A 23,569-nucleotide genomic window follows, 5' to 3' on the forward strand; every position below is an offset into this window, starting at 1 on the left:
TGGCTTTGTCGTTTCTGTCCTACGGAACTTGCCGAGCGCGCTCAAGCGGTTATGCTAACGCCTCGCTTAGGAGATCCACATGAGTTACGACTTTGACCTTTTTGTAATTGGCGCAGGCTCGGCCGGCGTCCGGGCGGCGCGGTTTTCCGCCGGTTTCGGCGCGCGCGTGGCGGTCGCCGAGAGCCGTTATCTGGGCGGCACATGCGTCAACGTCGGTTGCGTACCGAAAAAGCTGATGGTCTACGGCGCGCACTATTCGGAAGACTTCGAACAGGCGAAAGGGTATGGCTGGAGCAGTGGCGAGGCGCATTTCGACTGGTCCACCCTGATCGCCAACAAAAACCGTGAAATCAGCCGTCTCAATGGCGTCTACCGCAAGCTGCTGGACAACAGCGGCGTCACGTTGATGGAAGGCCACGCGCGCCTGCGCGGCCCCCATGAAGTCGAAATCAACGGCCAGGTTCACACCGCTGAACACATCATGATCGCCACCGGTGGCTGGCCTCAGGTGCCGGACATTCCGGGCCGTGAGCACGCCATCACCTCCAACGAAGTGTTCTTCCTCGAACAGATGCCCAAGCGCGTCGTCGTGGTCGGCGGCGGCTACATTGCGGTGGAGTTCGCCTCGATCTTCAACGGCCTGGGGGCTGATGTCTCGCTGATGTACCGTGGCGAGTTGTTCCTGCGTGGCTTCGACGAAAGCGTGCGCACCCATCTGCACGAAGAGCTCGCCAAGCGCGAGATGGACATTCGCTTCAAGACCGAAATCAACAGCATCGAGAAGCTGGCCGACGGCACCTTGCAACTGAGCCTGAACGACGGCAGCAGTTTCAACACCGATTGCGTGTTCTACGCCACCGGACGCCGTCCGATGCTGGACAACCTGGGCATGGACACCGTCAACGTCGAGCTGGATGACAAGGGTTTTATCAAGGTCAACGGTGACTACCAGACCACCGAGCCGTCGATCATCGCCGTCGGCGACATCATCGGTCGCGTGCAGTTGACGCCGGTGGCCCTCGCCGAAGGCATGGCGGTCGCGCGGCGTCTGTTCAAACCCGAGCAGTACCGCCCCGTGGATTACCGCCATATTCCCACTGCCGTGTTCAGCCTGCCGAACATCGGCACGGTGGGCCTCACCGAGGCCGAAGCCATGAAGGACGGGTATGAGGTGCAGGTATTCGAAAGCAAGTTCCGGCCAATGAAGCTGTCGTTGACCGACAACCAGGAGCGCACGCTGATGAAGCTGGTGGTCGACGCCAAAACCGATCGCGTGCTGGGTTGCCACATGGTGGGCCCGGACGCCGGCGAGATCATCCAGAGCCTGGCGATCGCACTCAAGGCCGGCGCCACCAAACAGATTTTCGACGACACCATTGGCGTGCATCCTACGGCGGCGGAAGAATTCGTCACCATGCGCACGCCGGCGCGCTAAGCCTTTCGCAGCACGCGTCATTCAACATCGCACAGAGCACAACGCACAACGCACACGTGAACGGTCCGGCCTCCATGGAGGGAGCTGGACGAGCCATTGTTTTTAGGGACGGACCCACTCTTTGACCAGCACGAGTTTTTCGGCAGCCATGCCCTTGAATCCAGCAGGACCTGACGACCAGGCGCTTTCCAGAACCGAAGCGCTCGAAGAAAGTGAGCGGCAGTTTCGCAGCCTCGCCGACAACATGAGTCAGTTGGCCTGGATCGCTGATCCCGCCGGGCGCATCCATTGGTACAACGAGCGCTGGTACAGCTACACAGGTACCTCTCACGAGGCGATGATGGCGCTGGGCTGGCGATCACTGCATCACCCTGACCATGGTCAGCGCGTCGAGTCGCGTCTGAAGCGCTGCTTCGCCACCGGCTCGTTGTGGGAAGACACCTTTCCCCTGCGAGGCAAGGACGGCCAGTACCGCTGGTTCCTCTCCCGTGCGTTGCCGATCCGCGATGAGCGCGGCAGCATCATCCATTGGCTAAGCACGAGCACGGACATCACGGCGCAGGTCAGTGCCGAGGACGCGCTGCGCGAGCTGAACGAGAGCCTTGAGCAGCGCGTCGCTGCGCGCACCCGTGAACTGGCCGAAAGCAACCAGCGCCTGCAGGTCGAAATCAGTGAGCGTGCCCAGGCCGAAGAGGCGCTGCGCCATGCCCAGAAGATGGATGCCATCGGCCAGTTGACCGGTGGCATTGCCCACGACTTCAACAACATGCTGACCGGGGTGCTCGGCGCGCTGGATCTGATTCAACGTCGGGTGGCGGCAGGGCGAGTGTCGGAAATTGATCGCTACATCGAGGCCGCGATGAGTTCCGCCAACCGCGCCGCGTCGCTCACCCACCGCCTGCTTGCGTTCGCCCGTCGCCAGTCGCTCAATCAATGCCCCGTCGACGTCAACCACATGGTCATGTCCATGGATGAACTGGTGCGCCGCACCATCGGTGAAAGCATCGAACTGGAAGTCGATCTGCACGCGACGTCGTGCCTGACCAACACCGATGAGCATCAGCTCGAAAACGCTTTGCTCAACCTGGTCATCAATGCCCGCGACGCGATGCCCGATGGCGGCCGGCTGCTAATCCAGACCGAACTCACCCACATCCCGTTGTTGCAGGACGCCCTGGCGCCGGGCGACTACGTTCGCCTTCGGGTGCAGGACACCGGGCTGGGCATGTCCAGCGAAGTGATTGCGCGAGCGTTCGATCCGTTTTTCACCACCAAACCGATCGGGCAGGGCACCGGCCTGGGTCTGTCGATGGTGTATGGCTTCATCAATCAGACCGGGGGCGCGTCAGCATTACCAGCGAAGAGGGGCGCGGCACGCGGATCGATTTGCTGCTGCCCTGTCATCACGATGCGGCGGAGCAGGCGCCTGCCGTCGATCGCAGCATCGAGCCGCTGCGCGCCAGTCAGGGCGAGCGGGTCCTTGTGGTCGAAGACGAGCCCGATGTGCGCATGCTGGTGGTGGATGTGTTGAAGGATCTGGGCTATCGCGTCCAGGTGGCCTGCGACAGCCATGAAGCGCTGCTGGTCCTGCAGGGCGCCGAGCCCATCGATTTGCTGGTGACGGACGTTGGGCTACCGGGTTTGAATGGCCGCCAGTTGGCAGAAGTCGCCCGCCAGCATCGCCCCGGTCTGAAGGTGTTGTTCATGACCGGTTATGCGCGCGAGGCGCAAGTGCGCGGCGACTTTCTCGACGATGGCATGGAATTACTCACCAAGCCGTTCAGCATCGACGAACTTGCCCGGCGTGTGAGTCGGCTGATCGAGACCCCCTGACTGCGCCCACAACGTCTTCTATTAATAATCTGCGTTTATAGTCAAAACCAATCGTAAGCATGAGCTTTGCCAATGAGTTCTTGCCGACGATTTTGCGTAGTATCCTCCCCATCGAATTTGTAGCACCTATTTTCACAACCCTCAGGAGATTCACCGATGCCTATCATCAACAGCCAAGTCAAACCGTTCAAAGCAACTGCTTACAAGAACGGCAACTTCGTAGAAGTGTCGGACGCCGACCTGAAAGGCAAATGGTCTGTGGTGTTCTTCTACCCGGCTGACTTCACCTTCGTTTGCCCGACCGAGCTGGAAGACCTGGCCGACAACTACGCTGCCTTCCAACAGCTGGGCGTCGAGATCTACAGCGTTTCCACCGACACCCACTTTGCCCACGCTGCCTGGCACAACACTTCGCCAGCCATTGGCAAAATCCAGTACACCATGATCGGCGACCCGACGCTGACCATCTCCCGCAACTTCGACGTACTGATCGAAGAAGCAGGTCTGGCTGACCGTGGCACTTTCGTGATCAACCCGGAAGGCGAAATCAAAATCGTCGAACTGAACGACGGCGGTGTTGGCCGTGACGCTTCCGAGCTGCTGCGCAAAATCAAGGCCGCTCAGTACGTTGCTGCACACCCGGGCGAAGTCTGCCCAGCCAAGTGGAAAGAAGGCGAGGCCACTCTGGCTCCGTCCCTGGACCTGGTTGGCAAGATCTAAGTCGTCATGACCGGATCGGGGGCGATGAGCCCATAAGCACGTAAACCGCATCGCCCCCAAAAAACGCCCGGGCGGTTATCGCTCGGGCGTTTTTTTGTAGAACTCGCTGGATTCTGAACAGAATCCGGACCCTGAAAGTGAAGAAGGAAGCCGAACCATGTTGGACGCCAATCTTAAAGCTCAGTTGAAATCTTACCTGGAGCGGATCACTCGCCCGATCGAGATCATTGCGTCCCTTGATGACGGCGCAAAATCTCAGGAAATGCTGGCCCTGCTCAATGACATCGTCAGCAGCTCCGACAAGATCACCCTGGACACCAATGGCAGCGATGCACGCACGCCGTCCTTCGCCCTGAACAGCCCGGGCCAGGACATCAAGCTGCGCTTTGCCGGCTTGCCAATGGGTCACGAATTCACCTCGCTGGTATTGGCGCTGCTGCAAGTCGGCGGCTACCCGTCCAAATCCTCCGAGGAAACCATCGAGCAGGCCCGCAGCCTGACCGGTGAGTTCAAGTTTGAAACCTACTTCTCGCTGACCTGCCAGAACTGCCCCGACGTGGTCCAGGCGTTGAATCTGCTGGCCGTGCTCAACCCGAACGTGCAGCACGTCGCCATCGAAGGCAGCCTGTTTCAGCAAGAAGTCACCGACCGTCAGATCATGTCCGTGCCTAGCATCTACCTGAACGGCGAGCTGTTCGGCCAGGGCCGCATGAACCTGGAAGAGATTCTGACGAAGATTGACACCAGCGCCGGTGATCGTCAGGCCGAGAAGCTCAATGGCAAAGAAGCGTTCGACGTGCTTGTCGTCGGCGGTGGCCCGGCCGGTTCAGCCGCAGCGATCTACGCTGCCCGCAAAGGTATCCGCACCGCGGTGGCGGCCGAGCGTTTCGGTGGCCAGGTGCTCGACACCATGGCGATCGAGAACTTCATCTCGATGCAGCACACCGAAGGGCCAAAGCTGGTGGTTGCCCTCGAAGAGCACGTCAAGCAGTACGAAGTCGACGTGATCAACCTGCAGCGCGGCGAGCAATTGATTCCGGGCAAGAACGGCGAGTTGCATCAGGTCAAGTTCGCCAGCGGCGGCGTGCTCAAAGGCAAGACCGTGATCCTGGCGACCGGCGCACGCTGGCGTGAAATGAACGTCCCGGGCGAGCAGCAATACCGCAACAAGGGCGTGGCGTACTGCCCGCACTGTGACGGTCCGCTGTTCAAAGGCAAGCGCGTCGCGGTGATCGGCGGCGGCAACTCCGGTGTGGAAGCGGCAATCGACCTGGCCGGTATCGTGTCCCACGTGACCCTGCTGGAATTCGACGCCAGCCTGCGCGCCGATGCGGTCCTTCAACGCAAGCTGCACAGCCTGCCCAACGTGACGGTCTTGACCAGCGCGTTGACCAGCGAAGTGACCGGCGACGGCCAGAAGGTCAACGGCCTGCGCTACAAGAACCGCCTCACCGGTGAAGAAATCACCGTAGAGCTGGAAGGCATCTTCGTGCAGATCGGCCTGCTGCCGAACACCGAATGGCTCAAGGGCACCGTCGAGCTGTCGCCACGGGGTGAGATCATCATCGATCAACGCGGTGAGACGTCGATCCCGGGCATCTTCGCTGCCGGTGACGTGACCACCGTGCCGTACAAGCAGATCGTGATCGCGGTCGGCGAGGGCGCCAAAGCCTCCCTCAGCGCCTTCGACCACCTGATCCGCACCAGCGCCCCGGCGTAATGGTTTATTAGCGGGACCGGCTTCAGCCGGGAAGGCGTCATCCGCCATACCCTTGAACCCATGGCCAGAAACAAAAAAACCTCATGAGCGATCATGAGGTTTTTTGGGTCTGTCACTTATGCGTTCATGACATCTCTGCCTTGTAGGGGCGGGCCTCCGTGCTATTCTCGCGCCCGTTTTTATTCACTGCCGTGGAAACCCCGTGAAATTCATCCATCAACGCGAACACCTGAATGAAGGCGACATCGTGGTGATCGAGTCCTCGAACGCCTGCAACATCCGCCTCATGAGTGACGCCAACTTCCGCAGTTTCAAGAACGGCGGTCGGCATACTTATCACGGCGGCGCCTTCGACCGCTTTCCGGCGAAGATCGTCGTGCCCAGCACCGGCTTCTGGAACATCACTCTCGACACGGTCACCCAGCGGGCGATCAGCGTGACGCGCAAGCCCAACCTCAAACACTCGATCAAAATCGTGCGCCGGACAGGTTCGACGCTTCAGCACTGAGACTCTGATGGCTGCGCATGCACCGCCATGAACCGGGCCCGCCATTGCAGCGAACCCGGAACGGGTGGTCAGAGTTTCGGCAGCTGACCGATGCGGCCCATCATTTCGGTAACGATCTGCAGGTCCAGTAGAAACTGCTCAGTGGTCTTGAACTCGGCGTCGGTGTGACCGGTGTATTTGACGTCGGGTTTGGCCAGGCCGAACTGCACACCGTTGGGCAGCTCATGCACGGACGTGGCGCCGGCGGACGTGCCGAACTTGTGCTCCATGCCCAGGTTCTCGGTGGCGACGGCCAGCAGCGCCTTGACCCACTCGCCCTCGGGATTGCGGTACATCGGCTCGGCGATCGAGTAATCAAAGCCCGGCGTGATGTGGCTCTGCCGGGTCCAGGCCGTCAGCTTCTGAGCGATTTCCGCCTTCAGCGATTTCGGTGTTTTTCCCTTGGCACGCGCAGGTTGACCGCCAGCTTGAAGGCTTTGTCGTCCATCGCCACGTAGGTCAGCGAGGCCGTCAGCGGGCCCATGAACTCATCGCTGAAGCCAACGCCCAGCTTTGCGCCCAGATAATCCAGGCCCCAGTTGTCAGCGGCGTAGCGCGCGGCGTCGGTGATCGCGTTGTGCTTGAGCGCGACTTTGCCGTCTAGGCCGTTGATGAAATCGAGCATCCGCGCCACCGGATTAACCCCTGATTCAGGTTCGGAGGAGTGGGCCGAGACGCCGGTGACCGTCAGCTTGACGTCCTTGCCCGCGACTTCTGCGTCGACCTTGAAGTTACCGCCGTTGCGCTGGGCGTAATCGGCGCCGGCTTTCTGCAATTCGGCTGCCAGTTCAGCGGGGTGATCGCTGACCAGCGTGACGACCGATTTTGACGGGATCTGGTTGGTCGCCATGCCGCCGGTCATCGAGGTGATTTCCGCGCCAGTGCCTTCGGCGGTGCGACGGGGAAGCTGGCCATGACCGTGCCGTAGCCTTTCTCTGCGATGACCACCGGGTAGCTGCCGTCGAGCGCCAGGTTGTAGGCCGGCGTCGGGTTGCGCTCGAAGTAATAGGGAATGGCGTCACCGGAGGTTTCTTCAGTGGTGTCGATCAGCAGCTTGAAATTGCGCGCCAGGGGCAGCTTTTCTTCCTTGATCACCTTCATGGCGTACAGCGCGACGACGATGCCGTTCTTGTCATCCTCGGTGCCGCGCCCGTACATGCGGTCGCCGATCAGGGTCACTTTGAACGGATCGAGGCGAGTGCCGTCGGCCAGCACCCAGTTTTCCGGGGTGACCGGCACGACGTCGGCGTGGGCGTGAATTCCCACCACCTCAGGGCTTGAGCCCTCAAGGGAGACTTCATACACGCGGTTGTCGATGTTGCGGAAGGTCAGGTTGAACGACTGAGCGAGGGTTTTGATTTTTTCGGCAATCTTGATGAACGCCGGGTTGTCGTGCTGCGCGACGCCAGCGGTCTGAAACGTCGGGATGGCGACCAGTTCGCGCAGGGTTTCGGTGGCGGCGCTGCCGTATTTCACCCGCGCGTAAATACCCAGCAGGCGATGGATATCGTTCTGCTGATCGGCTGAAAGCTTCTTGTTGGCGAGGAAAGCGTTGATCGCCGGTTCGATGCCCGCAGCCTTGGCCACGTCGGTGGTGCTGACGGTCTTGAGGAACTGGCGGAAATCCGTAGCGGCGTTTTCCTTGAAACTGCCGACAATCGTGCCGCTCTGTTGCGCGGTGAGATTGGCGAACGCGGCGGGTGCGAAAGAGGATACGCCGGCCAGCATCAGTGCGGCGGCGATTTGCTTGAGCGAAAAGTCCATTGGGTGGGGCATTCCTTGGCAGGCATGTTGAGAGAAATGTCTGATCGTTCGATCAGAAACTACCGCACGCTACCATCGCCTGTGGAGCAGGGGGAGCCCTCAGTCGGATATCTGTCGCCTTGACGGGTAAAAGCGGCGCACAACCATAAATCACTCAGGCTGTTGAATGGCCTGAAAAAATAGGCGCGAATTGGCCTCACCTGTCTGACATTACCGACTACGCTGATGGCGCAGCGCGACGGCATGGTGTTGATGTACATGGTTTTCCGTAGCCGCAAACCATTAAGGTCTTACCTCTAAGGAAATCCATGAAACTGCGTCAATACGCTGACCGGACGCTGTGTGCGTTGCTGGTTCTAATGAGTGTGGGCATTTGCCAGGGGGCAGAGCAGCAGCGCGTGAACATTGGCTCGGTGAACATGACCGGCGGCAAGATCTCGCGCTGTGACCTGGGTTATCGCACCTACGGCACCTTGGCAGAAGATCGCAATAACGTCGTGTTGGTGACCACCTGGCTGGCCGGACGGACGTCCGATCAGGCTGACATGATCGGCCCCGGCAAGTTGGTCGACACCAATCGCTGGTACGTGGTGGCGATGGACGCCATTGGCAACGGCGTGTCCTGCTCGCCGTCCAACAGCCCGGTTGCGCCGCGCCTGAAGTTTCCGCAGTTCGGCATCCGCGACATGGTCAAGTCGCAGCATCGCTTGCTCGCCCTGTACCTGGGCATCGACCATGCCCACGCTATCGTCGGCATTTCCATGGGCGGCATGCAGGCCCTGCAATGGGCGGTGATGTACCCGGACTTTGCCAGCAAAGTGGTGACCATCGTCGGCACGCCTCACCCAACCGAACGCGATCTGCAGGCGTGGAATGCGGAACTCGCCGCCATCGAGCGGGCCCCCGGCTGGAACGATGGCAACTATGCGCCGGGCACGGTGTTCAAGCAGCTCACGGCGGTACATAACGGTTATCTGTGGACGCCGGAGCGTGCTGCAGCCAAGCCTGTGGGGAACAAACCTGCGCCTGGCGGCAGTGTTTCTGCCTCAACAGGTGGCCAGGCGTTCAGTACGGTCGACTGGTACCGGCAATTGCAGGCGATGACGTCCTTCGATCTGGTGCGCCAGGGCGACATGGCCACGCTGGCCAAGAAGATCAAGGCGCAACTGTTAGTCATCACCTCAGAACAGGACCGCATGGTAGACCCGGCGCCTTCCAAGGCGTTGGCCGCTCAAAAGCGCGCTCAGTTGCTGGTGCTCAACAGCGATTGCGGGCACATGGCGCCGGCATGTGAAGCGGACAAGGTGAACGAGGCGGTGAAGGCGTTTCTTAAATAGGTCGGCGTTATCGGTGGCGGCCTGGCCAGTATGGCAACCCGGCGGCGAGAATCTGCCGCAGACGGCAAGCATTGTCGATTACGCGGCCCGTCACGGCTTGACGCGTGGTCTGCAAGCCGCCGCTGGCGTACGTTTCAGCTCGGTAACGCTGTATGGCATCGGTTTTGCTGCTGTCGGGGTACATCGGACAACCTGAACAGGAGGTGAAAGATGTTAATCGGCAACAGTGCCATCCAGCAGTTCGTGTCGAAGGCGGTGAGCCACACCCATTTCGCCACGGCTGACACGGATGCCTACACCAGCGCCATGGCCGGCGCCGCCACACCCGTGGCGGCGATTGCGAGCAATGGCGAAGGCGCGACGCAAAGCAGTAACGACGGTAAGCAGGGCTATGACGAGTCGTTTGCCAAGATGATGGTGAATCTGAAAGCGGCGGCGGCCACCACCGCGTCGTCGGTGACGGATGATGACAAGGCGGCAGCGGCTGCGGCGTTTGTGTCCAGTGCTGACAAGCAGGTCGCGTCGTCTGACAGCGTCAGCAAGACCGTCTCCGATGAACTGGCGGCCAGCGATGGCACGGCGGGTTCTGACGGCGCGGGTTCGGTGAAGGATCAGTTTCTGTCCTACATGAACCAGACCGACGCGGAGAAGGTGCGGCAGCGATTGACCGGGGTCAGCAAGGAGGAATACGACGCGATGACGCCGCAGGAGCAGGCGGCGGTGGACAAGCAGGTGACTGAGCTGCAGAAGCAAAAGACGGATCAGCAGGTGGCTGAGCAGGAGGTGAAGACCAGGATCGCCATGGCAAAGGCGGAAATGGCCTGATTGTTCTTGTTTAGATCAAGGGCGTCTGCCTAACGGCAGACATTTCGCCTTCGGCGAGTTACTTTTAAAAAGCACTAAAAGTAACCAAAAGTGCCTGCTCTCGGTTGGGCCCGACTTCGTCGGGTTCCTTCACTCCGGTCCCGCTCCGTGGGCCCGCGCCGAACGGACATCCATGTCCTGACGGCGCTCTCGCCGCATCCATGCGGCTCGACCCACTCCGCGAGACCTGCGTTCAGCCTGCACCAAAGTCGCGTTTGGCGGTGTTTGAACATTTTGCGTAGGAAGATCAAAAGCAAATCAAGAGCACATCAAAGGCAGATCGAGGTCGGGTTAAGCGCTAAGGACTTGTGGGAGTGAGCTTGCTCACGAAGGGGTCGGTACATCCATCGGATATCTGGCGTGTTGGATAAAGCATTCGCGAGCAAGCTCGCTCCCACAGGGACGGGGGGCTATCAGCAAAAATGTCGGCGCCTGAGCTGGCGTCTTCCCGGCTAAAGCCGGTCCCACTAAAAAGCACACCGCGTACCGTCAATGGCACCGGCTCCGACTGTAGGACCGACTTCAGCCGGTAAGCTGTTGATCTGTTTTAAAGCGCTTTTGATCTTCATACGCAAAAAGTCCAGTCACCGCCAAACGCGACTTGGGTGCAGGCTGAACGCAGACGACGCGGAGTGGGCCGAGCCGCATGGATGCGGCGAGAGCGCCGTCAGGACATGGATGTCCGTTCGGCGCGGGCCCACGGAGCGTCGTCGGAGTGAAGGAACCCCGAGGAACGAGGGGCCCAACCAGGAGCAAGCACCCTTGGTTACTTGGAGTGCTTTTCCAAGTAACTCGCCGAAGGCGAAACAGTCTGCCCCCAGGCAGACGCTGTTGATCTTGATCTTGATCTCGATCTGAAAAGGGCCAGACGCCTAGACCACCTCCGCCCGATAGGGCAAATCCGGCCCCTCCCGCGTACAGGTCACCGCCGCCGCCGCCACCGCAAACTCCAGCATCTTCGTCAGCGTCTCGCGATCTACCCCCGCCAAAGCAGAGGGCGCATCCAGACCCCGCTCCGTCAGAAACGCAATCAACGCCGCCTGAAACGTATCCCCGGCCCCCACCGTATCAACCGTCTCCACCTTGCGCGCCGCCACCGACCACGTGCCCAGCGCCCGCGTAAACACCGTGGCGCCCTGACGACCGCGGGTCATGATCACCCACTGACAATTGTCCTTCAGCCAACCCTCGGCCACCGCCGCCGCATCCTTCTGCGGATACAACAGCTCCAGATCCTCATCACTGACCTTGATGATGTGCGCATGCTCGGCAAACTTCGCCACCTGACTGCGCCACAGCTCGATGCTCGGCGCCGGATTCAGGCGCACGTTGGGATCGAACGTAATCAGCCGCTTGCCGCTTTCGCGCCGGACCAGCGTCAGCAGCGCATCGGCGATCGGCTGCACCACCAGCGAAAATGAACCCACATGCAAGCCGCGCACGCTGTCGTCCAGCGTCGGCAGATGCTCGACGCTCAGCATTCGGTCCGCGCAGCCTTCACCGCGAAAGCTGTACTGAGGCGAGCCGTCCGCGCCCACGGCGACCATCGACAGCGTGGTCGGCGCGTCCACATGCACCAGAAAGTCCTCGCGCACGCCTTCTTCCGCCAATACCGTCATCAGACGCTTGCCCAGGTAATCGCTGGAAATCCCGGCGAAGAACCCGGCATCGACCCCTAGCCTGCGCAGCCCCACCGCGACGTTGAATGGCGAACCACCGGCGATGGCTTGATAACCCACTTTGTTGCTTTGTCCGCTGTCCGGCTGACAGAAAAAATCAAACAGTGCTTCGCCACAGACCAGATACATAGTTGCTCCATAAAGGCCGACGGGGCTGTCCGTCAGAGGCCCTGCAATTGAGTGCGATAGTGCTGATAGACCCTTTGATACGCCGCAACGTGTTCGGGAACCGGCCGTGTTTCGCTGGACGGATCGAGGCTGACGCAACGCTCGGTCAGCGCCTGCAGCGGTTCACCGTCACCTTCGGCGTGGGAATGACACCACGCCGCCTGAATCGCCGCGCCCAGTGCGGCCGCTTCGGTGCCAGTGGTGCAGATGACCGGCGTGTCCATGATGTCGGCGACGATCTGCCGCCAGACTGCGCTTTTGGCGCCGCCGCCGATCAGGCGGATGTTATCGCTTTTAATGCCGCTGTCGCGCAACAGGTCCAGACCGTAGCGCAGCCCGAAGGTGGTGCCCTCGACCACCGCGCGGCACAGGTTGGCCTGGGTCAAGTTGGTGCTGTCCAGCCCGAGAATGCTGCCGGTGGCGTGGGGCAGGGCGGGCACGCGTTCGCCGTTGAGGAATGGCAGCACAAGCACGCCTTGGGCGCCTATCGGTGACGACGCTACCGCTGCGTTGAAGGCGCCGATGTCCAGCGCGAAGAGCTCGCGGATGGCACTGGTGGCGTTGGTCAGGTTCATGGTGCAGATCAGTGGCAGCCAGCCGCCCGATGAAGAACAAAAGGTCGCCACCGACGGCTGCGTGCTGACATTGCCGGCGTCGGCGAATGCATAGACCGTGCCCGACGAACCCAGGCTCATGGTGATCGAGCCCGGCGCGATATTGCCGGTGCCGATCGCGCCCATCATGTTGTCGCCACCGCCGCTGGAGACGATGGCCTTCGGGTTGAGTCCCAGCCGCTGGGCGATGGCAGGAAGAATTGTGCCCACCGGCTGATGCGCCTCGATCAGCTCCGGCAGCGCCTTGACCAGCCGGCCGGTGGGGTCGATGTGTTGAAGAATGTCGAGATCCCACTGGCGGGTGCGCACGTTGAAATAACCGGTGCCCGACGCGTCGCCGAACTCGCTGCAGCTGCGGCCGGTCAGCCAGTAATTAAGGTAGTCATGGGGCAGCAGGATCTTGTCGATGCGGGCAAACAGCTCGGGAAACTGCTCTTTGCTCCACAGCAGCTTGGAAACCGTGTAGCCCGGCGCGATGGCGATACCCAGACGCTCCAGCGACCCGGCTTCACCGCCCAGGTACGCCAGCAGGCGATCATTTTCGGGCGAGGATTCGGTGTCGCACCACAGCTTGGCCGGGCGCAGCACCTGGCCTGAGTCATCGAGCATGACCAGGCCATGTTGCTGCCCGGACACACCGATCGCCTGGATGTCCGCGCCGGACACCCCGGCCTGTTGCAACGCCGCCGCCGTCGCCTGCTCGAACGCATCGAGCCATTCCTGCACATCCTGCTCGCGGCGCCCGTTGGCGCCGCTGATCATGTGATGGGCCCCCGAGCCTTCGCCGAGGACCTTGCCGCTGACGGCATCCAGAACAATCGCCTTGGTGCCTTGGGTGCCGCAATCGATGCCGAGAAACATGTTCCACCTCAGACGGTTTTCGCCAACAGGTTTTCCAGGGTTTTGCTGACGCCCAGCTGCTTCAGGCTGTTCAGGTTGTGCTCGAACGATGCCACGAACTCAGGGGACTGGGGAATCGCCGCACCGAAGATTTCTTCGACTTCAAGCAGCCGCTGAGTGACCAGCACGTCGTCGGCCACCAGTGCCTTGCAGAAGTCCGCACGCGGGTCGACGACGGTGTACGCCACGCCGTTCTCGCCGGTGAAGTCGCCGTTGCGATTGCCTTGCAGGTACAGCGCCCAGGCCGCGACCACCAGCGAAGCGCGGTCCATGTTGCCGCCGTCGAGGATCAGACGGTTGATGGTCGGCACGGTGAATTTCGGGAATTTGGACGAGCCGTCGGAGCACACCCGCTCAAGCTGGTCGGCAATCGCCTGATTGGAGAACCGCTCGATCAGGGTCTGTTTGTACTCGGTCAAGTCGATGCCGGGCACCGGCGCCAGTTGCGGGGTCACGTCCAGGTCCATGTAGGTGCGGATGTACTCCACGAAGAGCGGGTCATTCATGGTTTCGTGGACGAAGCGATAGCCCTTCAGGGCGCCGAGATAGGTCAGTGCCAGGTGGCTGCCATTGAGCAGCTTGATTTTCATCTCTTCATACGGGGTCACATCGTCGGTGAACTGCACGCCGACCTTTTCCCAGGCTGGACGGCCGTTGACGAATTTGTCCTCCAGGACCCACTGCACGAAGGGTTCACAGACCACCGGCCAGGCGTCGTCGATGCCTTTCTGATCGTGCAGTTGCAGGCGGTGGGCGGTGCTGGTCATCGGTGTGATGCGATCGACCATGGCGTTGGGGAAGCTGACGTTTGCAGCGATCCAGTCGTGCAGTTCCGGGTCGCGCAGTTGGGCGAACGCCAGCAGCGCCTTGCGTGTCACCGCGCCGTTGTGCGGCAGGTTATCGCAGGACATCAGGGTGAACGCCGGCGTGCCTTCGGCGCGTCGTCGGGTCAGCGCCGCGCACAGATAACCGAACACGGTCTTTGGTGTGGCGGGGTGTGCGAGGTCGTACTGGATCTGTGGCAGGTGGCTCATGAATTCGCCGGTGCTGTCGTCGATGCAGTAACCGCCTTCGGTGATGGTCAGCGAGACAATGCGGATATCCGGGCTGGCCAGTTTGTCGATCAGCGCCAGGTCGCTGTCGGTGGACATGAGCATCTGGCTCATGGCGCCGATCACGCGGGTTTCGGTGTCCGGGGTGTCGCCCAGTTCGAACAGGGTGTAGAGGAAGTCCTGGCCCTTCAATGCTTCGAAATTGCCGCGGTCTTCCTCGCGCAGGCTGACCCCGCAAATGGCCCAGTCCAGGCCTTCACCACTGCGTTCATTCGCCCCAAGGGACATCAGCGCATCGGTGTAAAACGCCTGGTGGGCGCGGTGGAAACCGCCGACGCCAATGTGCGCGATGCTCTGGCGACGCTCATCGAGAGAGTAGGCAGGGATGGCGATGCCGGCGCCCAGGTTGGAGAGGTTCTGCTTGTTCAGTTTCATGACGGTGTTCCCGAATGCTGTGGAGGGCGGTGACTCAGGCAGCGGCCTGCAGCGCGCGACGGATGACCTGGCCCTGAGCGTCGAACAGGTGGCAGTGCGCGCTGTTCAGATGGAGTTTCAGGGTTTCGCCGTACTGGCTGGCCAGGTCACCGCGAATCCGCATGGTCAGCGGCTCGCCGGACGTGGTGCGCACGTGGCAGTAGGTGTCGCTGCCCAGGCGTTCGCTGACGTCGGCGATGACGGTCAACTGGCAATCGCCTTCGTTGGCCAGCTCCAGATGCTCGGGACGAATGCCCAGGGTCACCGCATCGCCCACGCTCTGTTGCGCGTTGGTGAAGGGCAGCAGCACTTTCGTCCCGGCGTCCAGGGTCACTTCACAGGCCGACGCTTCGACGCGGCTGATGGTGCCCTTGAGGAAGCCCATTTTCGGGGTGCCGAGAAAGCCCGCGACGAACAGGTTGGCCGGATGATGGTAAAGCTCCAGCGGCGAGCCCACCTGTTCGACGCGACCGCCGTTGAGCACGACCACCTTGTCGGCCAGGGTCATGGCTTCGACCTGATCGTGGGTGACGTAGATCATCGTGGCTTGCAGCTCTTTGTGCAGGCGCGACAGTTCCAGTCGGGTCTGCACCCGCAGGGCGGCGTCGAGGTTGGACAAGGGTTCGTCGAACAGGAAGATTTTCGGGTTGCGCACGATGGCGCGGCCGATCGCGACGCGCTGGCGCTGACCGCCGGACAGCTGTTTGGGCTTGCGTTCCAGCAGCGGGCCCAGCTCGAGGATACGCGCGGCTTCGTCGACCTTTTCTTGACCTCGGCCTTTGGCGTGCCAGCCAGGTCCAGGGCGAAGGACAGGTTCTTGCCAACTGTCATGTGCGGGTACAGGGCGTAGGTTTGAAACACCATCGCCAGGTCGCGCTTGGCCGGTGTCACCTGAGTGATCTCGCGGCCATCGAGTTCGATGCTGCCGCTGGTGACGTCTTCAAGGCCGGCGATCAGGCGCAGCAGGGTGGATTTGCCACAGCCCGACGGGCCGACGAAGACCACAAATTCTCGGTCTTTCACGTCCAGGTCGATGCCTTTGATGATCTGGTGGCCGTCGAAGCCTTTTTGCAGATTTCTGATTGTCAGGTTAGCCATGATGGGCTCCGGTTTTATTCTTCAAAATGTCGAAATCATCAACTGCGGGATCGTCCCCACGCTCTGCGTGGGGACGCCGTCCTTGACGCTCTGCGTTATTTCACGGCACCAAACGACAGCCCGCGGACCAGTTGTTTCTGGCTGATCCAGCCGAAGATCAGGATCGGCGCGCAGGCCAGGGTCGACACCGCCGACAACTTGGCCCAGAACAAGCCTTCAGGGCTCGAATACGAGGCGATCAGCGCAGTCAGCGGCGCAGCGTTCGACGAGGTCAGGTTCAGCGACCAGAACGCTTCGTTCCAGCACAGGATCAGTGACAGCAGCGCCGTCGAGGCCAGCCCGCCCTTGCAGATCGGGATCAGCACGCGAAAGATTTCCTGGCGCGTGGTGGCGCCGTCCAGCCGCGAGGCTTCGAGAATCTCTCCGGGAATGTCCTTGAAGTAGGTGTAAATCATCCAGACCACGATCGGCAGGTTGATCAGCGTGTAGATCACGATCAGCGCAATGCGCGAATCCAGCAGGCCGAAGGTCTTGGCCAGCAAGTAGATCGGCATCAGCACGCCCACCGGGGGCAGCATCTTGGTCGAGAGCATCCACAGCAGGGTGCCCTTGGTCCGTTTGGTTTCGAAAAACGCCATGGAGTAGGCCGCCGGCACCGCGATCAGCAGGCACAGGATCGTCGCGCTGAAAGAGATCAGGATCGAGTTCCAGGCGAAGTGGAAATAGTCACTGCGCTCCTGGATGTGCAGGTAGTTTTCCAGGGTCGGCGTGAAAATGAACTGCGGCGGCGTGGCGAACGCATCGATCTCGGTCTTGAAGCTGGTCAGGACCATCCAGAAGATCGGGAAGAAAATCAGCGCTGCGATCACCCACGACAAGGTGCCGAGCAGGGCACTTTGCAGGCGACGGGATTGTTTGAGCGTCATCATGACCTTGCCCTCAAGACTTGTCGGTGAGGTTTTTGCCGATCATCCGTACCAGGATAATCGCGGCAATATTGGCGATCACGACGGCAATCAAACCGCCTGCCGATGCCATGCCCACGTCGAATTGCAGCAGTGCCTGGTTGTAGATCAGGTACGCCAGATTGGTGGAAGCGAAGCCCGGGCCGCCGTTGGTGGTGGTGAAAATTTCAGCGAACACCGAAAGCAGGAAGATCGTCTCGATCATCACCACCACGGCGATCGGGCGCGCCAGGTGGGGCAGGGTCAGGTGCCAGAAGATCGCGATCGGGCCGGCGCCATCCAGCCGCGCCGCTTCCTTCTGTTCCTGATCCAGGGACTGCATGGCGGTCATCAGAATCAGGATCGCGAAGGGCAGCCACTGCCATGACACGATGATGATGATCGACAGCATCGGATAATTGGCCAGCCAGTCCACCGGCTGGGCGCCGAACAGCTTCCACACCCAGGCGAGGATGCCGGACACCGGATGGAAAATCAGGTTCTTCCAGATCAGCGCGCTGACCGTCGGCATGATGAAGAACGGCGAAATCAGCAGCACGCGCACGATGCCGCGACCGAGAAACTCACTGGCTTCCAGCAGCGCCGAGATCAATACGCCGAGGATCACGCTGATGGCCAGCACGCTCCCAACCAGCAACAGCGTGTTCAGCGCGCCGGGCAAAAAGCCTGCGTCGGTCACGAAGAATTCGAAATTCTCCAGCCCGACAAACTCGTTTTCGCCGGGGTTCAGGAGGTTGTAGCGGATCAGCGAAAAGTAGATGGTCATGCCCAGCGGCACGATCATCCAGACCAGCAGCAACAGCACCGAGGGGCTGACCAGAAACCAGCCGGGCTTGGTGACGCGGCCTTTGGCGGCTGATTGACCGTCGGCCGCTGTGGTGCGCGGGGTGAGGGTTGAGGTGTTCATGTTGACTCCGAACCGGGCAAACGCGTGAGCGTGAACAGTGGCGGCAGGCAATCGGCGCCTGCCGCCTCAAGCAGCGGGTGTCAGCCCTTTTTCGGGTAACCCGCGCGCTTCATTTCACGCTCGGCCACGCTTTGCGCGTTGGTCAATGCCTGATCCACGCTGGAGGTGCCCACGAGTGCCGCGGAGAACTGCTGGCCGACCGAGGTGCCGATCGACTGGAACTCGGGAATGGTCACCAGCTGGATGCCCACGTACGGCACCGGCTTCAAGGTAGGCGCTTTCGGCGTGACGGCCTTGAGGGATTCCAGGGTGATGTTGGCAAACGGCGCGGCTTGTTTATACGCATCGGTGTAGGTCGATGCACGGGTGCCTGGCGGCACGTTGGAGACGCCGTCTTTCTCGGCGACCAGCGCGGCGTACTCTTTGGATGTGGCCCATTCGGTGAAGGCGCGCGCGTCCTTGTCGTTCTTCGCGCTGGTCGGGATCGCCAGTGCCCACGAGTACAGCCACGCCGAGCCCTTGTCGGTCACTTCGTGCGGCGCATAGGTGAAGCCTACGCTGTCGGCGACTTTGCTTTGGGACTTGTCGGTGACGAACGAGCCGGCGACGCTGGCGTCGACCCAGATCGCGCATTTGCCGCTGTTGAACAGGGCGAGGTTTTCGTTGAAACCGTTGCTGGAGGCGCCGGGCGGGCCGTCTTTTTCATGACATTGGTGTAGAAGGTCAGCGCGTTCTTCCACTCAGGCTGGTCGAATTGCGGTTTCCATTGTTCGTCGAACCAGCGGGCGCCGAATGAGTTGGCGATGGTGGTGATCAGCGCCATGTTCTCGCCCCAGCCGGCCTTGCCGCGCAGGCAGATGCCGTACTGTTCCTTGGACTTGTCGGTGAGCTTGTCGGCAAATTCGGAAATCTGCGTCCAGGTCGGACGCTCCGGCATGGTCAGGCCGGCTGCCTTGAACAGGTCTTTGCGGTAGTAGGTGATCGAGCTTTCTGCATAGAACGGCAGGGCGAAGAGTTTGCCGTCGACCGACAAGCCATCACGTACTGAAGGAAACACGTCGTCCAGCGCGTAGGACGCAGGCAGATCGTTCATTTCCTTGAGCCAGCCCTTGGCGCCCCAGAGTGAGGCTTCGTACATGCCGATGGTCAACACGTCGAACTGGCCGCCCTTGGTGGCGATGTCGGTGGTCAGGCGCTGACGCAGCACGTTCTCTTCCAGCACGACCCACTTGAGCTTGATGTCCTTGTGCTGTTCTTCAAAGGTCTTGGACAGCCGCTGCATGCGGATCATGTCGCTGTTGTTGACGGTGGCGATAGTGACTTCACCGGCAGTGGCGGTAGTGCACAGGGACAGGAGGGTCAGACAGGTACCGGCAAGGAGAACATTTGCAGAGGTCTTCATTTATCACTCCTCTTCTGCGCCGAGACGGACGTCAGAAGCTTGGTTATTGTTTTTGTTTCTTCCGGAGGCCAGGAAGAATGTGCGTTGATTACAGCCTTGTGGGCGCGGGTTGACAAATCCTGCGGCGCACTTGAACTGATACTTTTTGCACCGGGAATTCCGACGGCCATGCCGTACAACTGCGCCAGCACATGGTGCGGGGCAGTTCCAGCGTAGTTGAAGGGTGCGAAGGGGCAGCGAATCAGTATAGGTTTTGCTCAGTCAAGCGCTGTACGGCGAGACGTCGGTAGTGCGAGGGGGTCATGCCTTTGAGCTTCTGGAAGCGTCGATTGAAATTGGAGATGTTATTGAAACCCGACTCGAAGCAGACGTCAGTCACCGGCCGGTCGCCGTCGGCGAGCAGTTCGCAGGACTTGCTGATGCGCAAGCGGTTGACGAATTCTACAAAGCAGCGCCCGGTGGCTTGCTTGAATACGCGGGAAAAGTAGGTCGGCTTCATGCCCAGGTAGTCCGCCACTTCTTCCAGCGGCAGTTCGCGGGCGTAGTGGGTAAAAATGTATTCCACCGCCTTGTTGGTGCGCTCCACGGCGTGATCATCCGACAGTTGCGACGCAGTGGTACCGGACAACAGCTGGAAATCGTCACTGGCGGCCAGCAATTCCAACAGGATGAAGAAATGGCCCAGGCGCGTCATGCCAGTGGTGTCGGCAATCTTTTGCATCAATTTGGTGGCTTGGCGAATGGTGCGCTTGCAGCGAAATTCGATCCCGTATTGCGCACGGTCGAGCAACGGCGCGAGGGCCTTGAGTTCGGCGAACACCTGATTGCCGCTTTCGAGCAGCTCTTCGGTGAAATTCACCAGCATGTCGCGCTTGGGAATGACCTCGTCTTCTTCGATCTGACTGATCCAGTTGTGCGGAAGATTGGGGCCGGTGAGAAACAGCGTCTCAGGGTAGAAATTGCCGATGTAATCGCCGACGAAGACCTTGCCGGAACTGGCAACAATCAGGTGCAGCTCGTATTCCTTGTGGAAATGCCAGCGCACCAGCGGGCAGGGAAAACCGTGTTCGCGATAGATGATCGACAGCCCATTGTGGTCGTCCATCAACTCGTAGGAAGGGTCGGTGACTCTTGTTGTTCTGGTCATGCGGGTGCCGATCTGGAGAGTGGCGTGGGAATAATGTGCACTATTTGCTGGGCGGAATACAGAGAGAGGCTTTAAACCGATGCAGATGGACGCGTGGCTTCAGTGGGACCGGCTTCAGCCGGGAGGAGGCCGGTTTGAGCGCCATCAATGCTGCGCCATGACGCGCAGCTGCGCAGTGGACTAACCACACCCTCAACAACCCGATACGCTGATGCACCTTCCGCGAACGCCTCCAGAGAACCGCCACCCATGAAAAAATCCTCGTGATCGGCATCGGCGCAGGCAATCCCGAGCACATCACCGTTCAGGCAATCAAGGCGCTGAACCGCACCCAGGTCTTTTTCATCCTCGACAAGGGCTACGCCAATGATGACCTGCTGGCGTTACGCCGGGACATCTGCGAGCGCTACATCGAGGGGCATGACTATCGTCTGGTGCAGGTGAGCGATCCTCGGCGCAAGGACGATTCGCCGTCCTATCGCAGTGGGATCGAGCATTGGCACGAGCAGCGCGCCGTGCTGTTTGAGCAACTGATCACCGATGAAATAAAGGCAGGCGAGACTGGGGCGTTTTTGGTGTGGGGCGACCCGGCGCTGTACGACAGTACGATGCGGATTCTCGATCAGGTACTGGCCCGCGGCCGGGAGTCCTTTGGCTATGAGGTCATCCCCGGCATCACCAGCGTGCAGGCGCTGGCCGCCGGGCATCGCATCGGCCTGAACCGCATTGGCGAACCGATCCACATCACCACCGGGCGGGAGCTTGCGGCGGAGCAGGGTGCGCAGATCAGCAACAGCGTGGTGATGCTCGACGCCCACTGCACCTTCGAGCGGTTTATCGACGAAGGGCTGCACATCTATTGGGGGGCTTATCTCGGCACCCCTGACGAAATCCTCATTTCAGGCCCGCTGCGCGAAGTGAGCGGGCAGATACGTCAGGCGCGTGAAACGGCGCGGGCGCAGAAGGGGTGGATCATGGACACCTATCTGCTACGCCGCGCCGTCCCTTAGACAAAACGCTTCAGGTGTTCTTGTTCTTGGCTTCGATCCACTGCGACATGTACTGCGTGCTCTTGTGCTGATGATGGCGGAGCATGGTGCCCGTGAAGTTGGCCGTGCGATGGGCCGGTAGCGTGTCCCGCAGCGCAAGGATGCGTTCGATCAGCGCGGCGCAATGGCGATCATGGCTGAAACGCGCCGGCAGCAGGTGCCAGCCGTCCCGTTGCGCCCGTTCCCAGCGTGCCTGATCGGTGTAGAGGCTGACGGCGGCGTCGGCGAGCCCTTGGGCATCACAGGCCACCGCGCCGGGAAAGGACAGCTCGCCGTGCATGGCTTCGGCACCGATGGGCGTCGTCACGGTAGGTGTGCCGCAGACCATGGCGTCGATGATCTTGCCCTTGATCCCCGCGCCGAATCGCAGCGGCGCCAGGGAAACCCGCGCCGCACCCATCACCTCCAACGCGTCTTCAGCCCAGTTCATGATGTGGAACCCCTGGGCAGCGTTATGCAGTGCTGCAGCCTTGGGCGGCGTATACGCGCCATACACGCGAAGCTGAGCTGCCGGCAATTGCGCGCGGATCAGCGGCCAGACGGTATTTTTCAGCCACAGCACCGCATCCCAGTTTGGTGCATGGCGAAAGTTGCCGATGGTGATGAAGTGCGCACGGTCTTCGAATCCACGCGGGCTGGCGGGCGTTGTGTGGTTCTCTCGCACAAGCAACGGTGCCCAATGGAGCTGAGCAGCGGGCACTGAAAATGCCTGGGTCAGCAATTCGATTTCGACGTCGGACACCATCAGGCTCAGGTCACTGCGGTGGATCGCGGCGACCTCGCGCTGGGCCAGGTCAGTGGACGCCATCCGCGTAAACAGTTGATCCCGCGGCGTCTGAAAATAACCGGTCAGATCAGCATCGGGCTTGCCGTCGAGCCGTTCCTTGACCGCCTGATGACGGGCGTGGCGCAGGCTCTGCAGGTCGGAAGTCTCAAGCAGACGGATCGCGTTAGGGCAATGCTTCTCTACCCGCCAACCGAATTGCTCTTCCATCAGGAACTGGTCGAACAACACCACGTCAGGCTGCAGCTCACTGATAAAGGCATCAAAACTGCTGTGATTGAGGGTAATGGTGACTTCGGTGATCCCCAGCCCCGCAAGATCGGCCTTGTGCTCGCCTTCGGTGGCCGCGCTGGCGAAGGTGATCTGCCAGCCCTGTTCGAGAAAACAGTCGATCAGCTGCATGATGTGGCCGCTGGCCGCAGACGATCGCGGCTCGGGCCAGACGTAGCCAATGATCAGCACATGGATCGGGGTGGGCTGCGCCGGTTGTTCAGTTGCCAAGAATGCCCTTTACCTTGTCACGCAGCTGATCAATGGAAAACGGCTTGCCGATGTTGTGCATGCCTTCTGGCACATCGATGGAATCCGCGTAGCCACTGGCGAACAGCACCGGAATGTCAGGGCGAATTTCACGCGCCCGATTCGCGAGATCCTTACCGTTCATGTCGGGCAGGCCCAGGTCGGTCATCATCAGGTCAATGGTCTGTTCAGCGTTGTTCAGAACCACAAGCGCCTCGGCGGCGTCGGCCGCTTCCAGCACGGTGTACTCAAGCTCCTCGAGGACGTCGACAATCAACATCCGGACGATGTTGTCATCTTCGACCACCAGAATCGTGCGGGGTGAATCGGACATGGCAGGTTCCTTAATTGGGCAGGGAGCGCATCGCACGGCATTGGGTGTACAGCGTTTCGCTGGGGGCGCAATTGTGCCAACTTCCGCGCCGCAACGACACGATTCAAACGAGTGTAGTAGCTATCAAGCTGCACTCAAATGTACAGCTCGGGCCGAATTGGTCTCTCTTTAATGTGAGAAAATTCAACCTTGTACGTCGGAAGCTGGAGTTTTTGTCGAGATTTGCGGCAAACTCCGTCGTTTAGACGAATCCGCCT

15 protein-coding genes and 4 pseudogenes are annotated in these 23,569 nt (G+C 60.7%); 8 read left to right on the forward strand and 11 right to left on the reverse strand.

Going from position 1 to position 23,569, the window contains the following annotated elements; all coding sequences use genetic code 11:
• Positions 1–79 precede the first annotated feature (79 nt).
• The 5 genes and pseudogenes from gorA to JN403_RS15125 all read left to right on the forward strand — a co-directional run bounded on the left by gorA (position 80) and on the right by JN403_RS15125 (position 6,216).
• Positions 80–1,435, forward strand: coding sequence for a glutathione-disulfide reductase (gene gorA, locus JN403_RS15105; RefSeq protein WP_205483020.1), 1,356 nt, complete (start codon positions 80–82; stop codon positions 1,433–1,435).
• A 199-nt stretch (positions 1,436–1,634) separates the two neighbouring features.
• Positions 1,635–3,268 (forward strand): annotated as a pseudogene (locus JN403_RS15110) (ATP-binding protein); the annotation flags it as partial.
• A 156-nt stretch (positions 3,269–3,424) separates the two neighbouring features.
• Positions 3,425–3,988, forward strand: coding sequence for an alkyl hydroperoxide reductase subunit C (gene ahpC / locus JN403_RS15115; RefSeq protein WP_122534640.1), 564 nt, complete (start codon positions 3,425–3,427; stop codon positions 3,986–3,988).
• 157 nt (positions 3,989–4,145) lie between these two features.
• On the forward strand, positions 4,146–5,708 hold the full coding sequence (gene ahpF / locus JN403_RS15120) for an alkyl hydroperoxide reductase subunit F (protein WP_205483021.1): 1,563 nt from the start codon (positions 4,146–4,148) through the stop codon (positions 5,706–5,708).
• A 202-nt stretch (positions 5,709–5,910) separates the two neighbouring features.
• Positions 5,911–6,216, forward strand: coding sequence for a DUF1883 domain-containing protein (locus JN403_RS15125; protein WP_205483022.1), 306 nt, complete (start codon positions 5,911–5,913; stop codon positions 6,214–6,216).
• 68 nt (positions 6,217–6,284) lie between these two features.
• On the opposite strand, the pseudogene JN403_RS15130 reads toward JN403_RS15125, so the two are convergent.
• Positions 6,285–8,019: pseudogene (locus JN403_RS15130) on the reverse strand (dipeptidase).
• A gap of 308 nt (positions 8,020–8,327) precedes the next feature.
• On the opposite strand from JN403_RS15130, the gene JN403_RS15135 reads away from it, so the two are divergent.
• Together JN403_RS15135 and JN403_RS15140 are read left to right on the forward strand one after the other, a co-directional pair.
• Complete coding sequence (locus JN403_RS15135; protein ID WP_205483023.1) at positions 8,328–9,356, forward strand: alpha/beta fold hydrolase; 1,029 nt, start codon at positions 8,328–8,330, stop codon at positions 9,354–9,356.
• A 210-nt stretch (positions 9,357–9,566) separates the two neighbouring features.
• Entirely contained in the window at positions 9,567–10,181 is a 615-nt protein-coding gene (locus JN403_RS15140; RefSeq protein WP_205483025.1) for a hypothetical protein, read from the forward strand.
• Positions 10,182–11,092: 911 nt separating this feature from the next.
• Here the strand turns inward: JN403_RS15140 and JN403_RS15145 are convergent.
• The 8 genes and pseudogenes from JN403_RS15145 to JN403_RS15180 all read right to left on the reverse strand — a co-directional run bounded on the left by JN403_RS15145 (position 11,093) and on the right by JN403_RS15180 (position 20,626).
• The gene (locus JN403_RS15145; RefSeq protein ID WP_205483027.1) at positions 11,093–12,028 is read right to left on the reverse strand and encodes a carbohydrate kinase; all 936 of its coding nucleotides are present in this window, start codon (positions 12,026–12,028) and stop codon (positions 11,093–11,095) included.
• A 32-nt stretch (positions 12,029–12,060) separates the two neighbouring features.
• On the reverse strand, positions 12,061–13,542 hold the full coding sequence (xylB, locus tag JN403_RS15150) for a xylulokinase (RefSeq protein ID WP_205483028.1): 1,482 nt from the start codon (positions 13,540–13,542) through the stop codon (positions 12,061–12,063).
• A gap of 8 nt (positions 13,543–13,550) precedes the next feature.
• Positions 13,551–15,068, reverse strand: a complete 1,518-nt coding sequence (locus JN403_RS15155) for a mannitol dehydrogenase family protein (protein ID WP_205483030.1) — start codon at positions 15,066–15,068, stop codon at positions 13,551–13,553.
• 34 nt (positions 15,069–15,102) lie between these two features.
• Positions 15,103–16,205, reverse strand: a pseudogene (gene ugpC, locus JN403_RS15160) (sn-glycerol-3-phosphate ABC transporter ATP-binding protein UgpC).
• Between the two features lie 95 nt (positions 16,206–16,300).
• The gene (locus JN403_RS15165; protein WP_205483031.1) at positions 16,301–17,134 is read right to left on the reverse strand and encodes a carbohydrate ABC transporter permease; all 834 of its coding nucleotides are present in this window, start codon (positions 17,132–17,134) and stop codon (positions 16,301–16,303) included.
• Between the two features lie 10 nt (positions 17,135–17,144).
• Positions 17,145–18,077, reverse strand: a complete 933-nt coding sequence (locus tag JN403_RS15170) for a sugar ABC transporter permease (RefSeq protein ID WP_205483032.1) — start codon at positions 18,075–18,077, stop codon at positions 17,145–17,147.
• An 80-nt stretch (positions 18,078–18,157) separates the two neighbouring features.
• Positions 18,158–19,479, reverse strand: a pseudogene (locus tag JN403_RS15175) (sugar ABC transporter substrate-binding protein).
• A gap of 241 nt (positions 19,480–19,720) precedes the next feature.
• Positions 19,721–20,626, reverse strand: a complete 906-nt coding sequence (locus tag JN403_RS15180; protein ID WP_122534652.1) for an AraC family transcriptional regulator — start codon at positions 20,624–20,626, stop codon at positions 19,721–19,723.
• Positions 20,627–20,883: 257 nt separating this feature from the next.
• Here JN403_RS15180 and cobF point away from each other — a divergent pair, with 257 nt between their 5' ends.
• Positions 20,884–21,636, forward strand: coding sequence for a precorrin-6A synthase (deacetylating) (gene cobF / locus JN403_RS15185; RefSeq protein WP_205487371.1), 753 nt, complete (start codon positions 20,884–20,886; stop codon positions 21,634–21,636).
• A 10-nt stretch (positions 21,637–21,646) separates the two neighbouring features.
• Here cobF and JN403_RS15190 read toward each other — a convergent pair whose 3' ends face one another.
• Positions 21,647–22,861: a glycosyltransferase family 4 protein gene (locus JN403_RS15190; RefSeq protein ID WP_205487373.1), complete on the reverse strand. Its 1,215-nt coding sequence runs from the start codon at positions 22,859–22,861 to the stop codon at positions 21,647–21,649.
• A gap of 88 nt (positions 22,862–22,949) precedes the next feature.
• Positions 22,950–23,312 (reverse strand): response regulator, encoded by a 363-nt coding sequence (locus tag JN403_RS15195; protein WP_205483033.1) that lies wholly within the window; start codon positions 23,310–23,312, stop codon positions 22,950–22,952.
• Positions 23,313–23,569 lie beyond the last annotated feature (257 nt).

Origin of the sequence: Pseudomonas sp. 15A4, from assembly GCF_016925575.1 — a bacterium.
Taxonomy (GTDB): domain Bacteria; phylum Pseudomonadota; class Gammaproteobacteria; order Pseudomonadales; family Pseudomonadaceae; genus Aquipseudomonas.

Coding starts and splice junctions, on each gene's coding strand:
- gorA (WP_205483020.1), top strand. CDS start 80: ATGAGTTACGACTTTGACCTTTTTGTAATTGGCGCAGGCTCGGCCGGC.
- ahpC (WP_122534640.1), top strand. CDS start 3,425: ATGCCTATCATCAACAGCCAAGTCAAACCGTTCAAAGCAACTGCTTAC.
- ahpF (WP_205483021.1), top strand. CDS start 4,146: ATGTTGGACGCCAATCTTAAAGCTCAGTTGAAATCTTACCTGGAGCGG.
- JN403_RS15135 (WP_205483023.1), top strand. CDS start 8,328: ATGAAACTGCGTCAATACGCTGACCGGACGCTGTGTGCGTTGCTGGTT.
- JN403_RS15140 (WP_205483025.1), top strand. CDS start 9,567: ATGTTAATCGGCAACAGTGCCATCCAGCAGTTCGTGTCGAAGGCGGTG.
- JN403_RS15145 (WP_205483027.1), bottom strand. CDS start 12,028: ATGTATCTGGTCTGTGGCGAAGCACTGTTTGATTTTTTCTGTCAGCCG.
- xylB (WP_205483028.1), bottom strand. CDS start 13,542: ATGTTTCTCGGCATCGATTGCGGCACCCAAGGCACCAAGGCGATTGTT.
- JN403_RS15155 (WP_205483030.1), bottom strand. CDS start 15,068: ATGAAACTGAACAAGCAGAACCTCTCCAACCTGGGCGCCGGCATCGCC.
- JN403_RS15165 (WP_205483031.1), bottom strand. CDS start 17,134: ATGATGACGCTCAAACAATCCCGTCGCCTGCAAAGTGCCCTGCTCGGC.
- JN403_RS15170 (WP_205483032.1), bottom strand. CDS start 18,077: ATGAACACCTCAACCCTCACCCCGCGCACCACAGCGGCCGACGGTCAA.
- JN403_RS15180 (WP_122534652.1), bottom strand. CDS start 20,626: ATGACCAGAACAACAAGAGTCACCGACCCTTCCTACGAGTTGATGGAC.
- JN403_RS15190 (WP_205487373.1), bottom strand. CDS start 22,861: ATGCAGCTGATCGACTGTTTTCTCGAACAGGGCTGGCAGATCACCTTC.
- JN403_RS15195 (WP_205483033.1), bottom strand. CDS start 23,312: ATGTCCGATTCACCCCGCACGATTCTGGTGGTCGAAGATGACAACATC.